The organism is Floridaenema fluviatile BLCC-F154 (assembly GCF_041929135.1).
Classification (GTDB): domain Bacteria; phylum Cyanobacteriota; class Cyanobacteriia; order Cyanobacteriales; family Aerosakkonemataceae; genus Floridanema; species Floridanema fluviatile.
In genome coordinates this window covers 13,589-30,872 of record NZ_JBHFNS010000073.1, presented here as the reverse complement: position 1 = coordinate 30,872, position 17,284 = coordinate 13,589, and the positions used below count along the sequence as shown (strand labels likewise).

The window sequence follows — 17,284 nt, the reverse complement described above, 5'->3', positions numbered from 1 at the left end:
GAGAACTTCTGAACAGGGAACTAATTTGTCCCGGCTTAGGTTGGTAGCTGTTTAGTTAATGGTATTGACACTCTCACCGCCAAGCGACGCTGTGGCGGGAGATTCTTGTTTCATCGAGCGTCGCTTTCTAGCACTAGTATTTCTTAGAGAGTATTAATGATATCAATCAAAAATTGCCAATCCCCATAATTTTAGCAAAATTTCATAATGCCTTAATAGCAGCAATTTTTGGATATAGATTATGGCAGTATTAAGAGCAATTTAAAAGCAGTTCATGTATGCTTTGTCCTGAGTATTATTGACTGAGAAGCCGCTAAACAAAGACTTACAGATTTAGCTGTCATTAGTATCAAATCAGACTAAATAATTGAGTGTATTTATCACTTAGAGAGGATATTAGTCTCTCTAATTGTCGGTTGTCAGCGAGCGATCGGTTGCCAAGCTTACATCCATTTCTATTAATTTCATAAAATGTTACCAAATCTTGATACAGGGTTAAGAAATACTAAAAACTTGTCCCTATAATCCATCTTTGGTTAGATGATAGAAGTAAGGAGTATTGGGAAAGTTCCCTGAAAATTTCTCCGATAATGCTTATGAGTAAAGGATTGGGTTGATTTCGGATCTGGTTTATCAACAAAAAAGCAACGGAAACGTTGTTTTAATCAGGCTAAATAATCACCGTGTTCCTAATAGTGTAAAGTTCAAAAAATATGGATGATTTTAGCCAAAGATAAACAAGTCTTACAGAATTTAGGCGGATAAAAAATAACAACGGAATTCTGTAAAAAAACCAGCAAAACCTAGTGGCTAACAAAGGTTTGAGATAATGACTACAAGAACTTATGCAACGATCGACGGTAACGAGGCAGTAGCTTATGTTGCCTACCGTCTAAATGAAGTAATTGCCATTTATCCGATTACACCATCTTCACCGATGGGAGAATGGGCGGATGCGTGGACATCAGAAACTAAACCCAACATCTGGGGAACAGTGCCATCAGTAGTAGAAATGCAAAGCGAAGGTGGCGTTGCTGGTGCAGTTCATGGGGCGCTACAAACAGGCTCATTAACAACAACATTTACTGCATCTCAGGGATTATTATTAATGATCCCCAATATGTATAAAATTGCTGGGGAATTAACGCCTACAGTATTTCATATTGCTGCCCGTAGTTTAGCTGCCCAAGCACTTTCGATTTTTGGCGATCATAGCGATGTGATGTCAGCCCGTTCCACTGGCTTTGCCATGTTGTGTTCGGCATCAGTGCAAGAAGCGCATGATTTCGCCTTAATTTCCACCGCAGCTAGTTTAGAATCAAGAATTCCTTTCCTACATTTCTTTGACGGTTTCCGCACTTCGCACGAAGTTCAAAAAGTAGAATTGTTGACCGAAGATGATATGCGATCGCTAATTTCCGATGAGTTAGTATTTGCTCATCGCGAAAGAGCATTAACACCCGATCGCCCAGTATTAAGAGGAACTGCTCAAAACCCCGACGTTTATTTCCAAGCCAGGGAAACAGTTAATCCTTATTATTCAGCTTGTCCAGACATTACCCAAAAAGTAATGGATGAATTTGCCAAACTAACTGGACGGCAATATCAACTGTATGAATATCACGGCGATCCCGCAGCGGAAAAAGTAATTATTTTAATGGGTTCCGGTTGCGAAGCTGCCCATGAAACCGTCGATTATCTCAACAATTCCGGCGAAAAAATTGGGGTATTAAAAGTTAGATTGTATCGTCCGTTTGATGCCAAACGCTTAGTAGCAGCATTACCAGCAACAGTTAAATCGATCGCCGTTTTAGACCGCTGCAAAGAACCGGGCGCAGGTGGCGACCCTCTCTATTTGGATGTAATTACTGCTTTAACCGAAGAAAATCGGACTGGCATTAAAGTAGTAGGTGGACGCTACGGTTTATCATCCAAAGAATTCACCCCAGCGATGATTAAAGCTGTATTTGATAATCTCGCTGTTGCCGAACCGAAGAATCATTTTACAGTGGGAATTAACGACGATTTGACCCACACCAGCTTAGAATATGACCCAGAATTTAGCATCGAACCAGATAGCGTAGTTCGGGCAGTATTCTATGGTTTAGGTGCTGATGGAACTGTCGGTGCGAACAAAAACTCAATCAAAATTATTGGCGAAGATACTGATAACTACGCCCAAGGTTATTTCGTGTATGACTCGAAGAAATCTGGCTCAGTAACAGTATCTCACTTGCGCTTTGGGCCTAATCCAATTCGCTCAATTTATTTAGTTAGTCAAGCCAATTTTGTTGCTTGTCACCAATGGGGATTTTTAGAACAGTTTGAAATGTTGCATATCGCCAAACCGGGAGCAACTTTCCTGTTAAATAGTCCTTATGGCCCCGAAGAAGTTTGGAGTAAAATACCTCGTTCAGTTCAAGAAACGATCGTCAACAAGAAACTGAAATTCTTTGTTTCCGATGCCAATAAAGTGGCGAAAGAAAGCGGCATGGGAAGCAGAATTAATACAGTGATGCAGGTTTGTTTCTTTGCCCTTTCGGGAGTATTGCCCAGAGAAGAAGCGATCGCCCAAATTAAGAAGTTCGTCAAGAAATCTTATGGCAAGAAAGGGCCAGAAATTGTCGAGAAAAACATGAAGGCGATCGACAACAGTCTGGACAATTTATTTGAAGTAAAAGTTCCCGATCGCATCGATAGCAATATTAGCATCCGTCCTGCTGTACCCGACACAGCACCCGCATTTGTGCGCGAAGTATTAGGACAAATGCTAGCGAAAAAAGGCGATGAACTTCCCGTTAGTGCTTTGCCAGTTGACGGTACTTATCCCACCGGAACATCGAAATGGGAAAAACGTAACATTTGCCAAGAAATTCCCGTTTGGGACCCCAATGTTTGCGTGCAATGTGGTAAGTGCGTGATGGTATGTCCGCACAGCGTAATTCGCAGCAAAGTTTACGAAGAAGGCGAACTAGAAAACGCCCCCGAAACTTTCAAGAGTGTTAACGCCAAAGACCACGATTGGAAAGGCTTAAAATTCACCATTCAAGTAGCACCAGAAGATTGTACAGGTTGCGGTGTTTGTGTGGATGTTTGCCCAGCGAAGAATAAATCTCAACCGAAACTGAAAGCAATTAATATGGCAGAACAATTGCCATTAAGAGAACCAGAACGGGAAAATTGGGATTATTTCTTAAGCTTGCCAAATCCCGATCGCCGCAAATTGAAGTTGACAAAAATTGGTCAACAACAAATGCAAGAACCTTTGTTTGAATTCTCAGGCGCTTGCGGTGGTTGTGGCGAAACTCCTTACTTGAAATTAGTCAGTCAGTTATTTGGCGATCGCATGGTAGTTGCCAACGCCACAGGTTGTTCCTCAATTTATGGCGGAAACTTACCCACAACACCTTGGACACAAAATGCCGATGGAAGAGGCCCAGCTTGGTCGAATTCCTTGTTTGAAGACAACGCCGAATTTGGCTTAGGTTTCCGAGTCTCGATCGACAAACAAACCGAATTTGCTGCCGAATTACTGAAGAAATTATCCAGCGAAGTTGGGGAAAGTTTAGCGATCGAAATCCTTCACAACGAACAAAAGAACGAAGCCGACATTTGGGAACAACGAGAAAAAGTTGCCGCCCTAAAACAACGCTTAGACGAAGTAATTAATTCTACATCGGATAACAGCGTTAAAGCCAACGCCAAACAACTAAAATCCCTCGCAGATTATCTCGTCAAGAAGAGTGTTTGGATCATCGGTGGAGACGGTTGGGCTTATGATATTGGTTACGGCGGATTAGACCATGTAATTGCTAGCGGACGTAACGTAAATATCTTAGTTTTGGACACCGAAGTTTACTCAAATACTGGCGGACAAATGTCTAAAGCCACCCCTCGTGGTGCAGTAGCAAAATTCGCCGCTGCTGGAAAACCTGCTGCTAAGAAAGATCTCGGTTTAATTGCGATGACTTACGGCAATGTTTACGTTGCTAACGTCGCAATGGGCGCAAAAGATGAACATACTTTGAGAGCATTCTTAGAAGCAGAAGCTTACGACGGCCCATCATTAATTATTGCCTATTCTCACTGCATTGCTCATGGAATTAACATGACCACTGGAATGCAACAACAAAAAGCAGCAGTAGAATCTGGTGCTAAACTGTTGTATCGTTACAATCCAGAACGAGCAATTAAAGGTGAAAATCCGCTGCAATTAGATTGTCGATCGCCCAAACTTCCCCTCGATCAATATATGTACGCTGAAACTCGGTTTAAGATGCTAACAGCCAGCAAACCGGAACAAGCAAAACGCCTACTTCAAGAAGCACAACAAGACGTAAATTCTCGTTGGGAAATGTACCAATATTTAGCCGCCCGTCAGTTACATACTACTAACGGTAACGGTCATACTGGTCATAGCAAAAATGGTGAAACTTCCAACAAAGACGAAGAAACAACAGGCGGAAAACCCGAAGCGTTAAAAGGTTAATTGAAAGGCAGGGGAACAGGGGTCAAGGAAGCAGAAAAATTCTGTAGGGGCGGGTTTTGTCAAAAGATTGATTGTAAGTTACAAAAGCTGTCTACTAAACCCGCCCTTACTAACTCAAAACTTCCCCAGTCCCCAGTCCCCAGTCCCCAGTCCCCAACTTAAAGGCTAGCCTGATTTTATTAGGAGAAACAGAATGGATTTAACTACTAATTATTTGGGATTAACGCTGCGATCGCCTATTGTACCTTCAGCCGCAGCACCCCTGACCGAGAATGTAGACAACATTAGAAAAATGGAAGATGCGGGTGCAGGTGCAGTAGTTTTGCATTCTTTGTTTGAAGAACAAATTCGCCAAGAACGGGAAGAATTACACCATCACCTAACTTATCATGCCGAAAGTTTTGCCGAAGCACTTACCTATTTTCCCGAACCAGATATCTTCCACGTCGGTACAGAAGAATATTTAAATCATATTCGCCGTGCCAAACAAATGGTTGATATTCCGATTATCGCCAGCCTTAACGGTAGCACGATCGGCGGATGGACAGATTTTGCCAGCCAAATCCAAGAAGCAGGCGCAGATGCACTAGAATTAAACATCTATTTTGTGCCTACTGATTTCCATACAACAGGCGCACAAGTCGAACAAAATTATATTGACATTGTTCGCGCCGTCAAATCAGCCGTAACAATTCCCGTTGCTGTCAAATTAAGTCCTTTCTTCAGCAACATGGCATACATGGCAAAACGCCTAGAAGAATCAGGTGCAGATGGACTCGTTTTATTCAACCGTTTCTATCAACCAGACATTGATATTGACGAGTTAGAAGTTCGTCCAAATATCATATTAAGTACACCCCAAGCCATGCGTTTACCAATGCGTTGGATTGCCATTTTGTACGGAAGAATTCTCCCAGAAATGGCAGCAACAGGCGGGATTCACAAAGGACAAGAAGTGATTAAAATGCTCATGGCTGGAGCAAAAATTGCTCAAGTTTGTTCCGTGTTAATGCGTCATGGAATCACCCATATTCGGGAAATTGAAAATGAAATGAAACACTGGATGATTGAGCATGAATATGAGTCAGTACAACAGATGATTGGTAGTATGAGTCAAATCAATTGTCCAGACGAATCAGCCTTTGAACGTGCTCAATATATGCGAGCAGTTCAAACTTACAAACCTGCTATTGCTCTCTCATAATAGTTAGGATTTAGTTGATTCCCAGGTAATTAAAAAAACCTGGGAATTTCTTATAAAAGGCAGAAGGCAGAAGGTCAAGTAAGTAGCAATTATTAAAAATAGTAATAAATCATCTAAAAAAGTTTATTTATGCAAATAATTATTAACTAATATTTGACATAAACAGTTTGCTGTGTCTAGGATGTTTATTAAGACAGATATTTTCGTAAAATTACAACTTAATTAGTGGTAGAGTGGGTCAGAAACTCAAACCCTGACGTTCTCGAATCCTAGAATCTTACGCACCCTACTAATTATGCCAGTTGCTTAACTAGAAACGAAGAACAGCGAAATACCCCAATTATATTACTACGAAAGAAATTGATAAATAGCGTAGTAATAGTTAAAGCTTGTAACAAAATAACACAGCCATTATGAATATAATATTTGCTAGTTTAGGTAGGCTCGGTTTAATTAGCTCAGTTGCCATCAGCTTAGCAATGATTTCAAATTGGGGACAATATAAAGGTTATTGGCATAACACCATTTATAAAGTGCAGACAGTTGATATCAATATCTTAACTCATACTTTGCCGACAAAATTATCTGCTTTAATATTAGCAGGATATGAGAAAGAAATACAGCGTACTATTAATAGCAATTATGGATTATTTGGCATAGTCGTAACTGATTGTAAAACTGAAGTAAAAGAATGCCCAGAGCAACAAATTATTTACTCTTCAGATTCTCAGCTTTCTTGGAAAAATCAACTTAAAGTTATCGATTTACTCGCTCATCCTTATAATGTTTTGAGAGATCCACCGCCCCTGCTGTCTGAAAGTGATTATTCTAATCCCAGATCTACAGAAAGAACTACTACTGGTATTATTAACTCAGGCAAAGTTATTGGGCGGGTTTACTATGTAAGAGGAATTCCACCAAGCTTTATAGCTGACTACAGTAAGTGGTTATTCAACCCTTTAAGTGCAACTGGCAATCATCGATATTATTTGCTCACTACTGGACTTTATCTATTAGGAGGAGTTGCTTCGTGGATATTTATTGAAGCACTTTTATATCACAAACGTTCGCAGCAGGGAAGGGTACAAGAAGAACTGGAACGTCTTAAATTAGAGTTACAAGAAAAAAATCAACTAATTCCGAAATTAATTATTCAAAAAGAGCAAGCTCTTGGTGAAATAAGAGGTTTACAAGCAGAGAAAGAGGAGTCAATCCAAGAGTTAAAACAGGATATTGTTGACTATGAGAAAGAATTAGTTGAAAAGGAAGAACAGCAGCAAGAACAGGTGAAAACCTTGGCACAACTGCAAAAAGATTTGGTACAAATGCAGTCATTAAATACGGGAGCGCAAGGGGAAATTGAGAAGCGAGAAAAAGCGATCGCCCAACTACAGCAGCAAATCGAACTCTGGGAGATAGAGAAACAAAATAAAACCCAAATTCTCGAAGAAATGCGCCAAGATCTGCAAGCTACCCAGCAGCAGAAAATCGAATTTCAAAACCAAATTCAGGCACAAAAGCAACTGATTGAAAATCTCAACCAAAAACTAAAAGAAACGGAACGAGAATCTCAGTTACTTGAAAAGAAATTAGCCAGAAATCCCAAAGTAAAAGAACTTTTAAGTTCATTGGAAACCGCTAGAGTAGAGTCCGAGCAAATTAGTAAATACTCTAAAGAATTTGAAGAGTACCTTTTACAGGAAAATCAAGATTTAGAAAATGATAAACTAAAGTTAAAAACTGAAAATGAGCAACTCAAGCAAGATTATGAATTAGCCTTAAATAATATTCGTGACCTAGAAGAAGAACTGCTGCAATATACTCATAATTTTTCCGAACCATCAGAAAATATAGATTTATCAGGAATTCGGTTAGCCTTAGTTGGCGGACATGAAAACACTCGATTTGCAGTTTTATCGAAATTAAAAAATAGGTATGGTTTGCAGGAATATGTTCAGATTGACTCGTCAAGAAGAAGATATTTAAATCACGGCTGTTTAAAAGCAAAATTAAGCAATTGTGACCTAATAGTATTGATTACTGGTTTCATGGGGCATAGTTTGTCTGATGCAGTCATGAGTCTGAAAAATAGTGGTGCATTAAAAGGTGATGTCCTCAAACTAACTACACAATCTAATGCTACAAGTAGCGTATTACGGGAAATAGTCAACTATTTTATGTCAAAAAGTTAAGAGTACCAGATTTTCGATTTATTCCACCCTCAAGGGCGGAGCCTGAACCAGATAAAATTACAAATCTAAAATCGGCGATCGAAAATCGAAAAATTCTAGGGTCAGATAAAAGTTTTCCCATCAGCACTTCACCAAATTACAGTTGTAAGGTAAACTAAAATCTTGTGCATTACTGGTTGATAAAGAGGATTAGATATGTCAGAATTTCTAGACTTTTTGCGGCATAAGTTTGCTTATGTAGCTGTTGGAGAATTCAAACCGGGGAAATTTGAAGAAGCTAAACAACTTTATGAAAAGGCAATTTCTACTTACGATCATGGTTTCCAAGGCGCATATTTGTTACAAATTCCCAATAGTGATAAAGGGATTGCGATAATTTTCTGGGAAAGCGAACAAGATATGGGCGAAAATCAATCGGAAGCTTATCAACAGATTTTGCAACAAATGACACCTTTGTTTGCAACTACACCTCTAACAGACTTTTATGAAGTTGTTAGCGAAATTTCACCAAAAGAGTGATTTCTTGATTAAATGAATCAGTTTCTCGTTTAGTAAAAGCATGAAAATATATCAACGATCGCGCCTTTTAATGATGGCAGGACTCAGTTGTTATTTAGTAATTGGATCGGCTAATCCTGCTCAGGCAATGCACATCATGGAAGGATTTTTACCAGTGCAGTGGGCTGTATTTTGGTGGGTAGTGTTTATTCCTTTCTTGATTTGGGGTTTGCGATCGCTCACCCGCATTACCCGCCAACATCCAGAAACTAAATTGCTGTTAGCATTAGCTGGGGCTTTTACCTTCGTGTTGTCGGCTTTGAAAATTCCCTCTGTCACAGGAAGTTGTTCTCATCCCACAGGCACAGGGTTAGGCGCAGTCTTATTTGGCCCAGCCGTGATGTCCGTTCTCGGCGCTTTGGTATTGTTATTTCAAGCGTTGCTCTTGGCTCATGGCGGCTTAACCACCTTGGGAGCAAACGCCGTTTCAATGGCAGTAGTGGGCCCATTCGTCGCTTACGGCATTTATCAACTGGTGATGAAAACCAGCGGTAAACAAACATTGGCAATTTTTCTGGCAGCATCTCTGGCGGATTTGGTAACTTATGTAGTGACTTCGGCTCAACTGGCGCTGGCTTTTCCGGCAGCGGTGGGTGGTTTTTGGGTCGCTTTTGGCAAATTTGCGGGGATTTTTGCGATAACTCAAATCCCGCTGGCTATTAGTGAAGGGTTGCTCACAGTGCTGGTGTGGAACTGGCTTGTCACCTACAACCACCAAGAGTTACAAGCACTAAATATGATTAAAGAAGGAGCATAAAAAATGCAAGTTTCCCGGAAAGGTTGGCATAATTGGCTTTTGGTGTTGGGTGTGGTGGCTTTAGCGATCGCTCCTTTAATCCTAATTCGGGGAGCCGAATTTGGGGGAGCCGACGGCGAAGCAGAATCCGCCATTCAAGAGATCGATCCCAACTATAAACCTTGGGCAACTCCCATTTTTGAACCTGCCAGCGGTGAAATTGAATCGCTTTTGTTTGCGCTACAAGCGGGGTTGGGTGCTGGTGTGATTGGTTATGCGATCGGCTTATATCGTGGTAGACAAGAGTCACGTAACCGAGAAGAAAATTAAGAAAATAATAGTGAAATGGTGCGTTAAGTTAACACTAACGCACCCTACGAATAGAACTTTAGCAGAAGTTGCTCAAAGATTGCATCAAAGAATTGCGATCGTGTTTAAGTTTAACTGGAATAAAAGCGATCGTCCGGTAACTTCCCATTAAAAAGTTTGGGATTTTCTTCCGCCAAACATTGATACCAAAACTCTAATTCCCCTTTAGCTTCTGCTGCCGTTTTGAATTCAAAAGGTGTAAATTTAAGTGCTTGTTGAATTACCTTTGGTGGCAATTCCAAATATTTTGCACCTAACTCGGAAGCGGCATCTGGATTTTGCCCAATCCAGTCAACAGATTTCCGAAGTTCTGTTTGGATTAACTGAACAATTTGTGGCGAATCATTTACTAATGATTGCAATGCAGTTGTACCAGCTTGCGGTATTTTCGGTTTTTTACCTGTTACCTTTGCCCATTCTTCTTGGAGATTAAGTACTCGATAAAGTGGTGTTCCTTGTTGTTCGCCTTTCAGTTGTGCAGAAGTGGCGATCGGTTCCGAAAATAAAGCGGCATCGGCACGTTTAGCTAAGAGTAATTGTACCGTTTGTGGGAAGTCTTGAGTTGATTGAATTATCACATCTCGATCGGGTGATAATCCTGCCTTAACAGACAAATAGCGAAAGATATTTTCTAACATACTATTTTTAAACGGAATCAGCACCTTTTTTCCCCGCAAATCTTGCCATGAGTTGATATTTTGTTGCGGTGAAAGCACATAAAAAACGCCCCAAATCATCACATTTAGAAGTTGTACGGGAATGTTTCGCTGATAGAGACTGGCGGAAAGTTCGGTAGGAGTTCCTGATATTTGCACCTGTTGAGAAGCGATCAATCCTTTTAGCTGATCGTGATTTTTGAAGGTTGAGAATTTAATCTCTGTAACCGCTTCTCGCAACTGACTTTTTTCTAGTAAGTAAGCGAGTGGCAACATTATCATAATCATTGAACCACCTAGTCCCAATGAATTGAGTTTTGGACTAGAATTGGGTGAGGTATTGTTAGTTGAAATTTCCGATTCTTGGCGACAACTAGCCAGATAAGTTGTCAAACTTAGCCCGGTACTAGCTGCCATGAGAGACAAAAATTTTCGACGCGATCGCAGATTCATAATTCCTCTTAAAAACTCTCAAACTCTAAACTCAAACTTGGCAAATTAAAGCTCAAAGCAACTTCGGGAATTTGCTGTAACTGACAAACAGATTTGTAAATATAAGCTTCATCTCTTTGACTTTTCGATCGCTCAATTTGCCAATCATAAACAATGCGAGAAGGGCTAGGAGACAACACCAAAAGGCGATCGCTCATTAATACTGCTTCTCCTAAATCATGAGACACTAAAATTGCCGCCAAATTCCTAGTTGTAATTAAATCCAAAACTAATCTTTGTAACTGTCTGCGTAACCCGACATCTAAAGCACTAAAGGGTTCATCTAATAGCAATAAATTAGGATCGATCGCCAAAGCCCTTCCTAATGCAACTCGTTGCTGCATCCCACCGCTTAACCGATCGGGATAGAGATGCAAGGCATTTTCTAATCCCAATTGTGCCGCTAATTTTTGTGCTACTCGCAATTTTTGTTTAGGGGAAATTCCTTTAGCTGTTAACCCAATTGTTAGATTTTCTAACGTGGTACGCCAGGGAAGTAAACGGTGTTCTTGAAAAACATACGCAGTTTGTCTGCTGGAGTTTTCTACTTTTCCCGAAGTAGGAATTATTAAACCTGCGGCAATTTGTAGTAGCGTTGTTTTGCCACAACCTGAAGGGCCAAGTAAACAAAGTATCTCTCCCTCAGACAAATTAAAACTGATATCTTTGATTATACAATTTCCACCAAATTGCTGATAAATCTTATGTAATTTTAACATTAGCTAAAACCACCTTTTTCGCGCAGAGAAGTTTGGTTACGCCAAGGCATTAAATAATTTCGCACCCGCCGCAAAATTAAGTAATCCCAAGTGAGAATCAGCACTGCTATTATTACAATCCATGCCATAACTGTGGCAGTATCAAAATTACCTCTTGCTTTGTTAAGTTCTGCCCCAATTCCCGTAGTACCAGACAACACTTCCGACATAATTCCCACTCGCCAAGCTAATCCTAAACTAGAAGCGATCGCCGGAAACAAAATCGAAATTAACTGGGGTAAATAAACCTCTCTTACTAACATCAATCCTTGCAGTTTATAAGTTTTTGCCATTTCCAATAACCTGGGATCTGTTGTCTGCAATCCTTCAATAGTAGCAATAAATATTAACGGAAATATTGCTAAGGCAACGGTAAAGATTGAATTAGCATCACCCATGCCAAACCACAAAACTGAAAGGACAATCCAAGCAATTGGTGGAATTCCCTGTAAAGCAGTAGCGATCGGCATCAACATTCGCCTGATAAAACCCTGCATTTCTGCTATTAAACCAAGACTAATCCCAGCTACAGCCGCAATACTAAAACCGCCCAAACTATGCAGCATGGTAGACGCGATCGCCTCTGGCAAAGAACGGCTAAACAAAACTTGCATTAATGCAGTCAGCGTTTCTCCGGGAGAGGGCAAAATCGCCTTGGGATAAAGGTTTGCACCAAACTGCCAAAAACCCAAAATACACAAAATACTGAGAACTTCTGGCAGAAAAGCTTTAATTAATTTCACCCTGAGAAAAGCCAACCCCTTATTTTCTGTTGACTCTAACATAGCTAAATGAGAATGATTTTGATTACCTCTTTTTTAGTAATCTAACTCAAATAGAAAAACCAAACCTAGCTTAGTTTGTGCTATCAAGCATCTGTATGATAGGTGTTTTCTATATAGTTGTCTATGCCAGGGAGGGGTATTGTATAAACAGATAAAAGACTTTATTATCCTGAAAAGTTTTGGTAATCGTAAAGAGTAATAAACTGTTATTCATGTTACCAAAGTAGAGATAGTCGCCTTTAATGGGACTTTGATAAGTGCTGATAATATAGGCGACGCGAAAATTTGGCAGATTGGATAAAGCTTGAGCGATCGCACTAAAAAAATCTATAAGGAGTGATGTTATGAGGCGAAAATTCGCCCAATTTCTGCTGGGCATTACATCTACTATTTTGCCTTTTCTTGGTTTCGATTTTTCCAAAGCAGTAGCAACTACTAAAAGTTTAGAAACCTTGGAAACAGAACTAAGTTTAGAACAAAATGATTCAATGGATCGAGTTACTAGTGTTTCTCAACTTGCCGATGTGAATCCTTCGGATTGGGCATTTCAAGCATTACAATCCTTAGTCGAACGCTATGGTTGCATCGCTGGATATCCAGACAGAACTTATCGGGGAAATCGCGCCCTAACTCGTTATGAATTTGCATCAGGTTTAAATGCTTGTCTCGATCGCATTTTAGAATTAATTAACCCTAACACCACCAATCTAGTCAGCAAAGAAGACTTAGTAATCCTAGAAAAATTGCAAACAGAATTTGCCAATGAACTAGCCGAATTAAGGGGGAGAATTGATTCATTAGGAACCAGAATTAGCAGCTTAGAAAAACAGCAATTTTCCCGGACTGTCAAATTTTCCGGCGATGCCGTATTTGCGATTTCCGATACCTTTGGCGATCGAGACGAAACTAAAACAATCTTTTCTAACGTTGTACGTCTCAACTTTAGTACCAGTTTTACAGGCAAAGATTTACTGCGAATCCGATTTGGGGCATTCAACGGAACGCCATTAAATGTTAGCGTCACCGGAACTAACATGACTCGCCTGGGATTTGATGGCAATAATAACAACAATTTGCAGATTCAGCGACTCTACTATCGTTTTCCAATCGGCAAAGCAGTGAACGTAACTTTAGAAGCTGGAGGCATTGAAGAACCAGAACATATTCCGAGTTTTAATCCATTTTTACTTCCCAACTTTACGGGTTCAATTTCCCGTTTTGGTCGTTACAGTCCGATCTATCGACAAGGTGAAGGAGGAAAGGGAATTGTCACAAATATTCGATTAGCAAATCCCTTAATTTTAAGTTTAGGCTATGTTGCCAGAAATGCAGAAAATCCCGATGATAAAAAAGGATTGTTTAATGGAAATTATGCAGCGATCGCCCAACTCGCCTACCAACCCAATCCCAAATTAGGAATTGGATTAACCTACACTCATTCCTATTATCCATCTGGTCAAGTAATGCTTTCTGGTGCAACAGGAAGTGTACTCGCAAATCAACCTTTTGGTAATCGAGTTGCCACATCTGGCGATCTTTTTGGAATTGCAGCAACCTACCGATTAAATCCTAAATTAAATCTTTCTGGTTGGTTCGGTTATACTATTGCTAATGCCCAAACCGCTAATTTAGCTTCAGGCATTTCTGCTGGTAGTAATGCTGAGATAATTTATTGGGCATTTAGTCTAACTTTCCCCGATTTGGGTGGTAAAGGAAACCTGGCATCCTTATTAATTGGCAATCCTCCCAAAGTCATTAGTAGTGATATCAAAAGTAATTCTGACACAGGGATTTTTCGCGATCGCGATACCAGCTGGCATATTGAAGCAATGTATCGCATTCGAGTTACAGATAACATTTTCGTCACTCCCGGTATGTTTCTAATCTTGCACCCCGAACATAATGCTAATAACGACCCAATTTTAGTAGGAACAATTCGGACAACATTTACTTTCTGATTTAAATTAACGTATCATGAGGAATCAGTATGCACAAAAATCCCTTTATTTCTTGTCATTAAATCCAACGATGAAACCCCTCCTGATCTTTAGCTTAACCTTACTAGTCGGTTACTCGACCAATTATTTAGTAGCAGCTAAAACCCCGATCGATCGATTAACAATTGCCCAAACTAACCAACTAAAAGATACCTTAGTAATTCCCGGAGAAAGAGTAGGCCCAATTACAAAAAACACCACTCGCCAAGAATTAACTAAACTTTTTGGTGCATCACGTTTACAAGACAAAAAGATTTTTGGCCCCGAAGGAATAGGTCAATTCCCCGCTACTCGCGTTAACTTGGGAAAAGAACGTTCTTTTACAATAGTTTGGGCGGATGAAAAACGCATCAAACCTGCAACAATTCGCGATTTTGGTTCAGCTTGGAAAACACCCGAAGGTATTGGTGTCGGTACTTCCCTAGAAGAATTAACAAAAAAAATAGGTGAATTTAAACTATATGGATTAGCCTGGGATTATAGCGGCACAATAGTACTAGAAAACACTAAATTATCGGATTATCAAGGCAAATTAATCTTGCAAGTAGCGCCTACACCTGATGCAGCCGAAAAACATCCTCGCCAATATCAAGCAGTGATGGGAGACAGAACTTTCTCTTCCTCAAATCCTAATTGGCAACCTTTAGAAATTAAGGTGCAACAAATGATCGTGTATCTCGATCGAAGCATCTAGTTACTGGTGAAACTGAGTGCATTGATGATTCAAAAACCTTTAATCATCATTAAATTACTAATCATTTATTAATGGTGTAATATCAATGAGTGGTTCTTCATCAAGAACCAATCACTAATCACCAATAATCAAAAAATGCACAAAATCCCCGTTACAGTTATCACCGGATTTCTCGGCAGTGGCAAAACCACTTTAATTCGCCACTTATTACAAAACAACCAAGGTCGAAAAGTTGCCGTTCTCGTCAATGAATTTGGCGAATTAGGAATCGATGGAGAATTACTCCGTGACTGCCAAGTTTGTGAAGAAGAACAACAAGAAGAAGTAAATAACAACATTGTTGAACTTACAAATGGTTGTCTTTGTTGCACCGTTCAAGAAGAATTTTTGCCCACAATGCAAGAGTTATTAAAACGTCGAGAAGACTTAGATTGTATCTTAATTGAAACATCAGGATTAGCTTTACCTAAACCCTTAATTCAAGCATTCCGTTGGCCCGAAATTCGCACAGGCGCTACCGTCGATGGTGTAATTACAGTAGTAGACTGCGAAGCCTTAGCTTCAGGAAATTTAGTTAGCGATCTCGACGCTTTAAATGCTCAAAGACAAGCCGATCCTAACTTAGATCATGAAACTCCGATCGAAGAACTATTTGAAGACCAATTAGCTTGTGCTGACTTAGTATTGCTCAGTAAAGTTGACCAAATAGACAGCCAAACTCAAATTCAAATTGAGAAATGGTTAAAACAACAATTACCTTCTTCCGTTAAACTAGTTCCTTGTCAAAAAGGCGAAATTAATCCAGAATTACTCCTCGGTTTTAATGCCGCAGTTGAAGATAATTTAGAAACTCGCCCCAGTCATCACGACACAGAAGAAGAACACGAACACGACGATAGAATTAACTCAGTGCAATTTGTTTTAGAAGGAAACTTCCAACCCCAAACACTAGTCGAGAAATTACAAAACCTAGTGCAAAAATTAGAGATTTACCGGATTAAAGGATTTGTTTCCGTGCCAAACAAACCCATGCGTTTAGTATTGCAGGGAGTTGGCGATCGCTTAGAATACTTTTACGACCGACCTTGGCAAAAAACTGAACCAAGACAAACCAAATTAGTCCTCATTGGGCGAGATTTAGAAACTACAGAAATCACCAACGAACTGCAAAAAATCGCCGTTTAATAGCTTCATCTGTCTTCAGAAAGGTTTGCTTTTCTTTGATCCCCTACAAAGTCTCTGTCCTTTTGTAGGGGTGTTAGTTTCACTGTTTGTTGCAAAATGTAAACGTTCGTTAACAATTCAGCGAAACACACATGACAGTTAGTAATTTAAGTGCTTACGACCAAGGTAAACAAGCACTGAAAAACTTGAATGTAGACGACCAACTCGGCTTACTTTGGGTCGTTTACACCAAGTTAGGAAAATCAATTACACCAGCCGCACCAGGCGCTTCTGGATCGGAAATTGCTCAAGGTTTATTCAACCAAGTTAAAGCACTTTCCCATCAAGATCAATTGCAAGTAATGCGCGACATCGCCACAAAAGCTAACACTCAACTTAGCCGGGAATACGGTTCTTTTAGTCCCGAAACAAAGTTAGCTTTTTGGTATTACTTAGCTCAAGGCATGGAAAAAAATACCATTATTCCCATGCCTCCTGACTATCAACTTCCTCAAGCAGGAAAAGACTTATTAGCCAAAATTGAAGGCTTAAGTTTTCAAGAACAAATTGATTTCCTGCGTGGGGCAGTTTTACCAATGGGAACAGAACCAGCGGGCGGTTCTCAAATTTAGTAACGAGCAATTTTTAAAACCTGGTTCGTTGTAAGGACTTCAGTCCTTTTATATCAGAAAGTACGACTGAAGTCGTTACTACAAACTTGTTGATTTTTGGAGAAATATATGACATTTACTCAGGCTAATGTAGAACAAGCTGTTGATGCTTTGCGCCGCTTAAATGCAGACGATCAACTAGCAATCTTGTGGTTTGTTTACGAAGAAATGAAAGGCAGTATTACCCCAGATCCTAAAGCAGGATTGGAAATTTCTCAAGCAATTGTCGATCGCATTCAGCAAATGTCTCGCGACGAACAACTGCAAGCACAACGCGACATTGTAACAGGCACACACAACGACATTACCCAACAATATAGTGCCTTAAATCCTCGCGCCAAATTAGGCGTTTGGTACATCCTGGCACAAGGCATGGAAAATCAAACAATTGTTCCCATGCCCAACAACTACAAACTCTCCTCAGAAGCTCAAAAAGTCTTAAATCAAGCCAAACAATTGGACTTTGAACACCAAACCAGCTTCCTCAGTAGCGCCGTTAATAAAATGTGCTAATTGAAG

The 17,284-nt window shown here is 40.0% G+C and carries 14 protein-coding genes; 11 read left to right on the top strand and 3 right to left on the bottom strand.

Features of this window, described 5'->3' with window-relative positions:
• The first annotated feature begins 829 nt into the window (after nucleotides 1–829).
• The 6 genes from nifJ (at nucleotide 830) to ACE1B6_RS19265 (ending at nucleotide 9,509) form a co-directional block, all read left to right on the top strand.
• The gene (nifJ, locus tag ACE1B6_RS19290; protein ID WP_413258881.1) at nucleotides 830–4,489 is read left to right on the top strand and encodes a pyruvate:ferredoxin (flavodoxin) oxidoreductase; all 3,660 of its coding nucleotides are present in this window, start codon (nucleotides 830–832) and stop codon (nucleotides 4,487–4,489) included.
• Nucleotides 4,490–4,682: 193 nt separating this feature from the next.
• Nucleotides 4,683–5,693, top strand: coding sequence for a dihydroorotate dehydrogenase-like protein (locus ACE1B6_RS19285; RefSeq protein ID WP_413258880.1), 1,011 nt, complete (start codon nucleotides 4,683–4,685; stop codon nucleotides 5,691–5,693).
• 413 nt (nucleotides 5,694–6,106) lie between these two features.
• A complete protein-coding gene (locus ACE1B6_RS19280; RefSeq protein ID WP_413258879.1) occupies nucleotides 6,107–7,885 on the top strand; it encodes a coiled-coil domain-containing protein in 1,779 nt (592 codons plus the stop codon).
• Between the two features lie 195 nt (nucleotides 7,886–8,080).
• Entirely contained in the window at nucleotides 8,081–8,404 is a 324-nt protein-coding gene (locus ACE1B6_RS19275; protein ID WP_413258878.1) for an antibiotic biosynthesis monooxygenase family protein, read from the top strand.
• Between the two features lie 73 nt (nucleotides 8,405–8,477).
• On the top strand, nucleotides 8,478–9,200 hold the full coding sequence (locus ACE1B6_RS19270) for an energy-coupling factor ABC transporter permease (RefSeq protein WP_413259001.1): 723 nt from the start codon (nucleotides 8,478–8,480) through the stop codon (nucleotides 9,198–9,200).
• A gap of 3 nt (nucleotides 9,201–9,203) precedes the next feature.
• The gene (locus ACE1B6_RS19265) at nucleotides 9,204–9,509 is read left to right on the top strand and encodes an energy-coupling factor ABC transporter substrate-binding protein (protein WP_413258877.1); all 306 of its coding nucleotides are present in this window, start codon (nucleotides 9,204–9,206) and stop codon (nucleotides 9,507–9,509) included.
• A 110-nt stretch (nucleotides 9,510–9,619) separates the two neighbouring features.
• Here the strand turns inward: ACE1B6_RS19265 and ACE1B6_RS19260 are convergent, their stop codons facing one another.
• Genes ACE1B6_RS19260 through ACE1B6_RS19250 form a run of 3 tightly spaced genes read right to left on the bottom strand, consistent with a single transcriptional unit; the run spans nucleotide 9,620 to nucleotide 12,239 of the window.
• The gene (locus ACE1B6_RS19260; protein ID WP_413258876.1) at nucleotides 9,620–10,657 is read right to left on the bottom strand and encodes an ABC transporter substrate-binding protein; all 1,038 of its coding nucleotides are present in this window, start codon (nucleotides 10,655–10,657) and stop codon (nucleotides 9,620–9,622) included.
• Nucleotides 10,658–10,665: 8 nt separating this feature from the next.
• On the bottom strand, nucleotides 10,666–11,415 hold the full coding sequence (locus tag ACE1B6_RS19255; protein ID WP_413258875.1) for an ABC transporter ATP-binding protein: 750 nt from the start codon (nucleotides 11,413–11,415) through the stop codon (nucleotides 10,666–10,668).
• A complete protein-coding gene (locus ACE1B6_RS19250) occupies nucleotides 11,415–12,239 on the bottom strand; it encodes an ABC transporter permease (protein WP_413258874.1) in 825 nt (274 codons plus the stop codon). The genes ACE1B6_RS19255 and ACE1B6_RS19250 overlap by 1 nt, the downstream gene beginning before the upstream one ends.
• 344 nt (nucleotides 12,240–12,583) lie before the next feature.
• Here ACE1B6_RS19250 and ACE1B6_RS19245 point away from each other — a divergent pair, with 344 nt between their 5' ends.
• From ACE1B6_RS19245 to ACE1B6_RS19225, 5 genes are all read left to right on the top strand, one after another.
• Nucleotides 12,584–14,197, top strand: coding sequence for an iron uptake porin (locus ACE1B6_RS19245; protein WP_413258873.1), 1,614 nt, complete (start codon nucleotides 12,584–12,586; stop codon nucleotides 14,195–14,197).
• A 70-nt stretch (nucleotides 14,198–14,267) separates the two neighbouring features.
• On the top strand, nucleotides 14,268–14,930 hold the full coding sequence (locus ACE1B6_RS19240; protein ID WP_413258872.1) for a hypothetical protein: 663 nt from the start codon (nucleotides 14,268–14,270) through the stop codon (nucleotides 14,928–14,930).
• A gap of 135 nt (nucleotides 14,931–15,065) precedes the next feature.
• Nucleotides 15,066–16,115: a cobalamin biosynthesis protein CobW gene (gene cobW / locus ACE1B6_RS19235; RefSeq protein WP_413258871.1), complete on the top strand. Its 1,050-nt coding sequence runs from the start codon at nucleotides 15,066–15,068 to the stop codon at nucleotides 16,113–16,115.
• 131 nt (nucleotides 16,116–16,246) lie between these two features.
• Nucleotides 16,247–16,726: an orange carotenoid protein N-terminal domain-containing protein gene (locus tag ACE1B6_RS19230; RefSeq protein WP_413258870.1), complete on the top strand. Its 480-nt coding sequence runs from the start codon at nucleotides 16,247–16,249 to the stop codon at nucleotides 16,724–16,726.
• Between the two features lie 108 nt (nucleotides 16,727–16,834).
• Nucleotides 16,835–17,278 (top strand): orange carotenoid protein N-terminal domain-containing protein, encoded by a 444-nt coding sequence (locus ACE1B6_RS19225; RefSeq protein ID WP_413258869.1) that lies wholly within the window; start codon nucleotides 16,835–16,837, stop codon nucleotides 17,276–17,278.
• Nucleotides 17,279–17,284: the final 6 nt, after the last annotated feature.

Bases quoted from the DNA above. Each gene is read 5' to 3' on its own strand.
- nifJ (WP_413258881.1), top strand. From the start codon at position 830: ATGACTACAAGAACTTATGCAACGATCGACGGTAACGAGGCAGTAGCT.
- ACE1B6_RS19285 (WP_413258880.1), top strand. From the start codon at position 4,683: ATGGATTTAACTACTAATTATTTGGGATTAACGCTGCGATCGCCTATT.
- ACE1B6_RS19280 (WP_413258879.1), top strand. From the start codon at position 6,107: ATGAATATAATATTTGCTAGTTTAGGTAGGCTCGGTTTAATTAGCTCA.
- ACE1B6_RS19275 (WP_413258878.1), top strand. From the start codon at position 8,081: ATGTCAGAATTTCTAGACTTTTTGCGGCATAAGTTTGCTTATGTAGCT.
- ACE1B6_RS19270 (WP_413259001.1), top strand. From the start codon at position 8,478: ATGGCAGGACTCAGTTGTTATTTAGTAATTGGATCGGCTAATCCTGCT.
- ACE1B6_RS19265 (WP_413258877.1), top strand. From the start codon at position 9,204: ATGCAAGTTTCCCGGAAAGGTTGGCATAATTGGCTTTTGGTGTTGGGT.
- ACE1B6_RS19260 (WP_413258876.1), bottom strand. From the start codon at position 10,657: ATGAATCTGCGATCGCGTCGAAAATTTTTGTCTCTCATGGCAGCTAGT.
- ACE1B6_RS19255 (WP_413258875.1), bottom strand. From the start codon at position 11,415: ATGTTAAAATTACATAAGATTTATCAGCAATTTGGTGGAAATTGTATA.
- ACE1B6_RS19250 (WP_413258874.1), bottom strand. From the start codon at position 12,239: ATGTTAGAGTCAACAGAAAATAAGGGGTTGGCTTTTCTCAGGGTGAAA.
- ACE1B6_RS19245 (WP_413258873.1), top strand. From the start codon at position 12,584: ATGAGGCGAAAATTCGCCCAATTTCTGCTGGGCATTACATCTACTATT.
- ACE1B6_RS19240 (WP_413258872.1), top strand. From the start codon at position 14,268: ATGAAACCCCTCCTGATCTTTAGCTTAACCTTACTAGTCGGTTACTCG.
- cobW (WP_413258871.1), top strand. From the start codon at position 15,066: ATGCACAAAATCCCCGTTACAGTTATCACCGGATTTCTCGGCAGTGGC.
- ACE1B6_RS19230 (WP_413258870.1), top strand. From the start codon at position 16,247: ATGACAGTTAGTAATTTAAGTGCTTACGACCAAGGTAAACAAGCACTG.
- ACE1B6_RS19225 (WP_413258869.1), top strand. From the start codon at position 16,835: ATGACATTTACTCAGGCTAATGTAGAACAAGCTGTTGATGCTTTGCGC.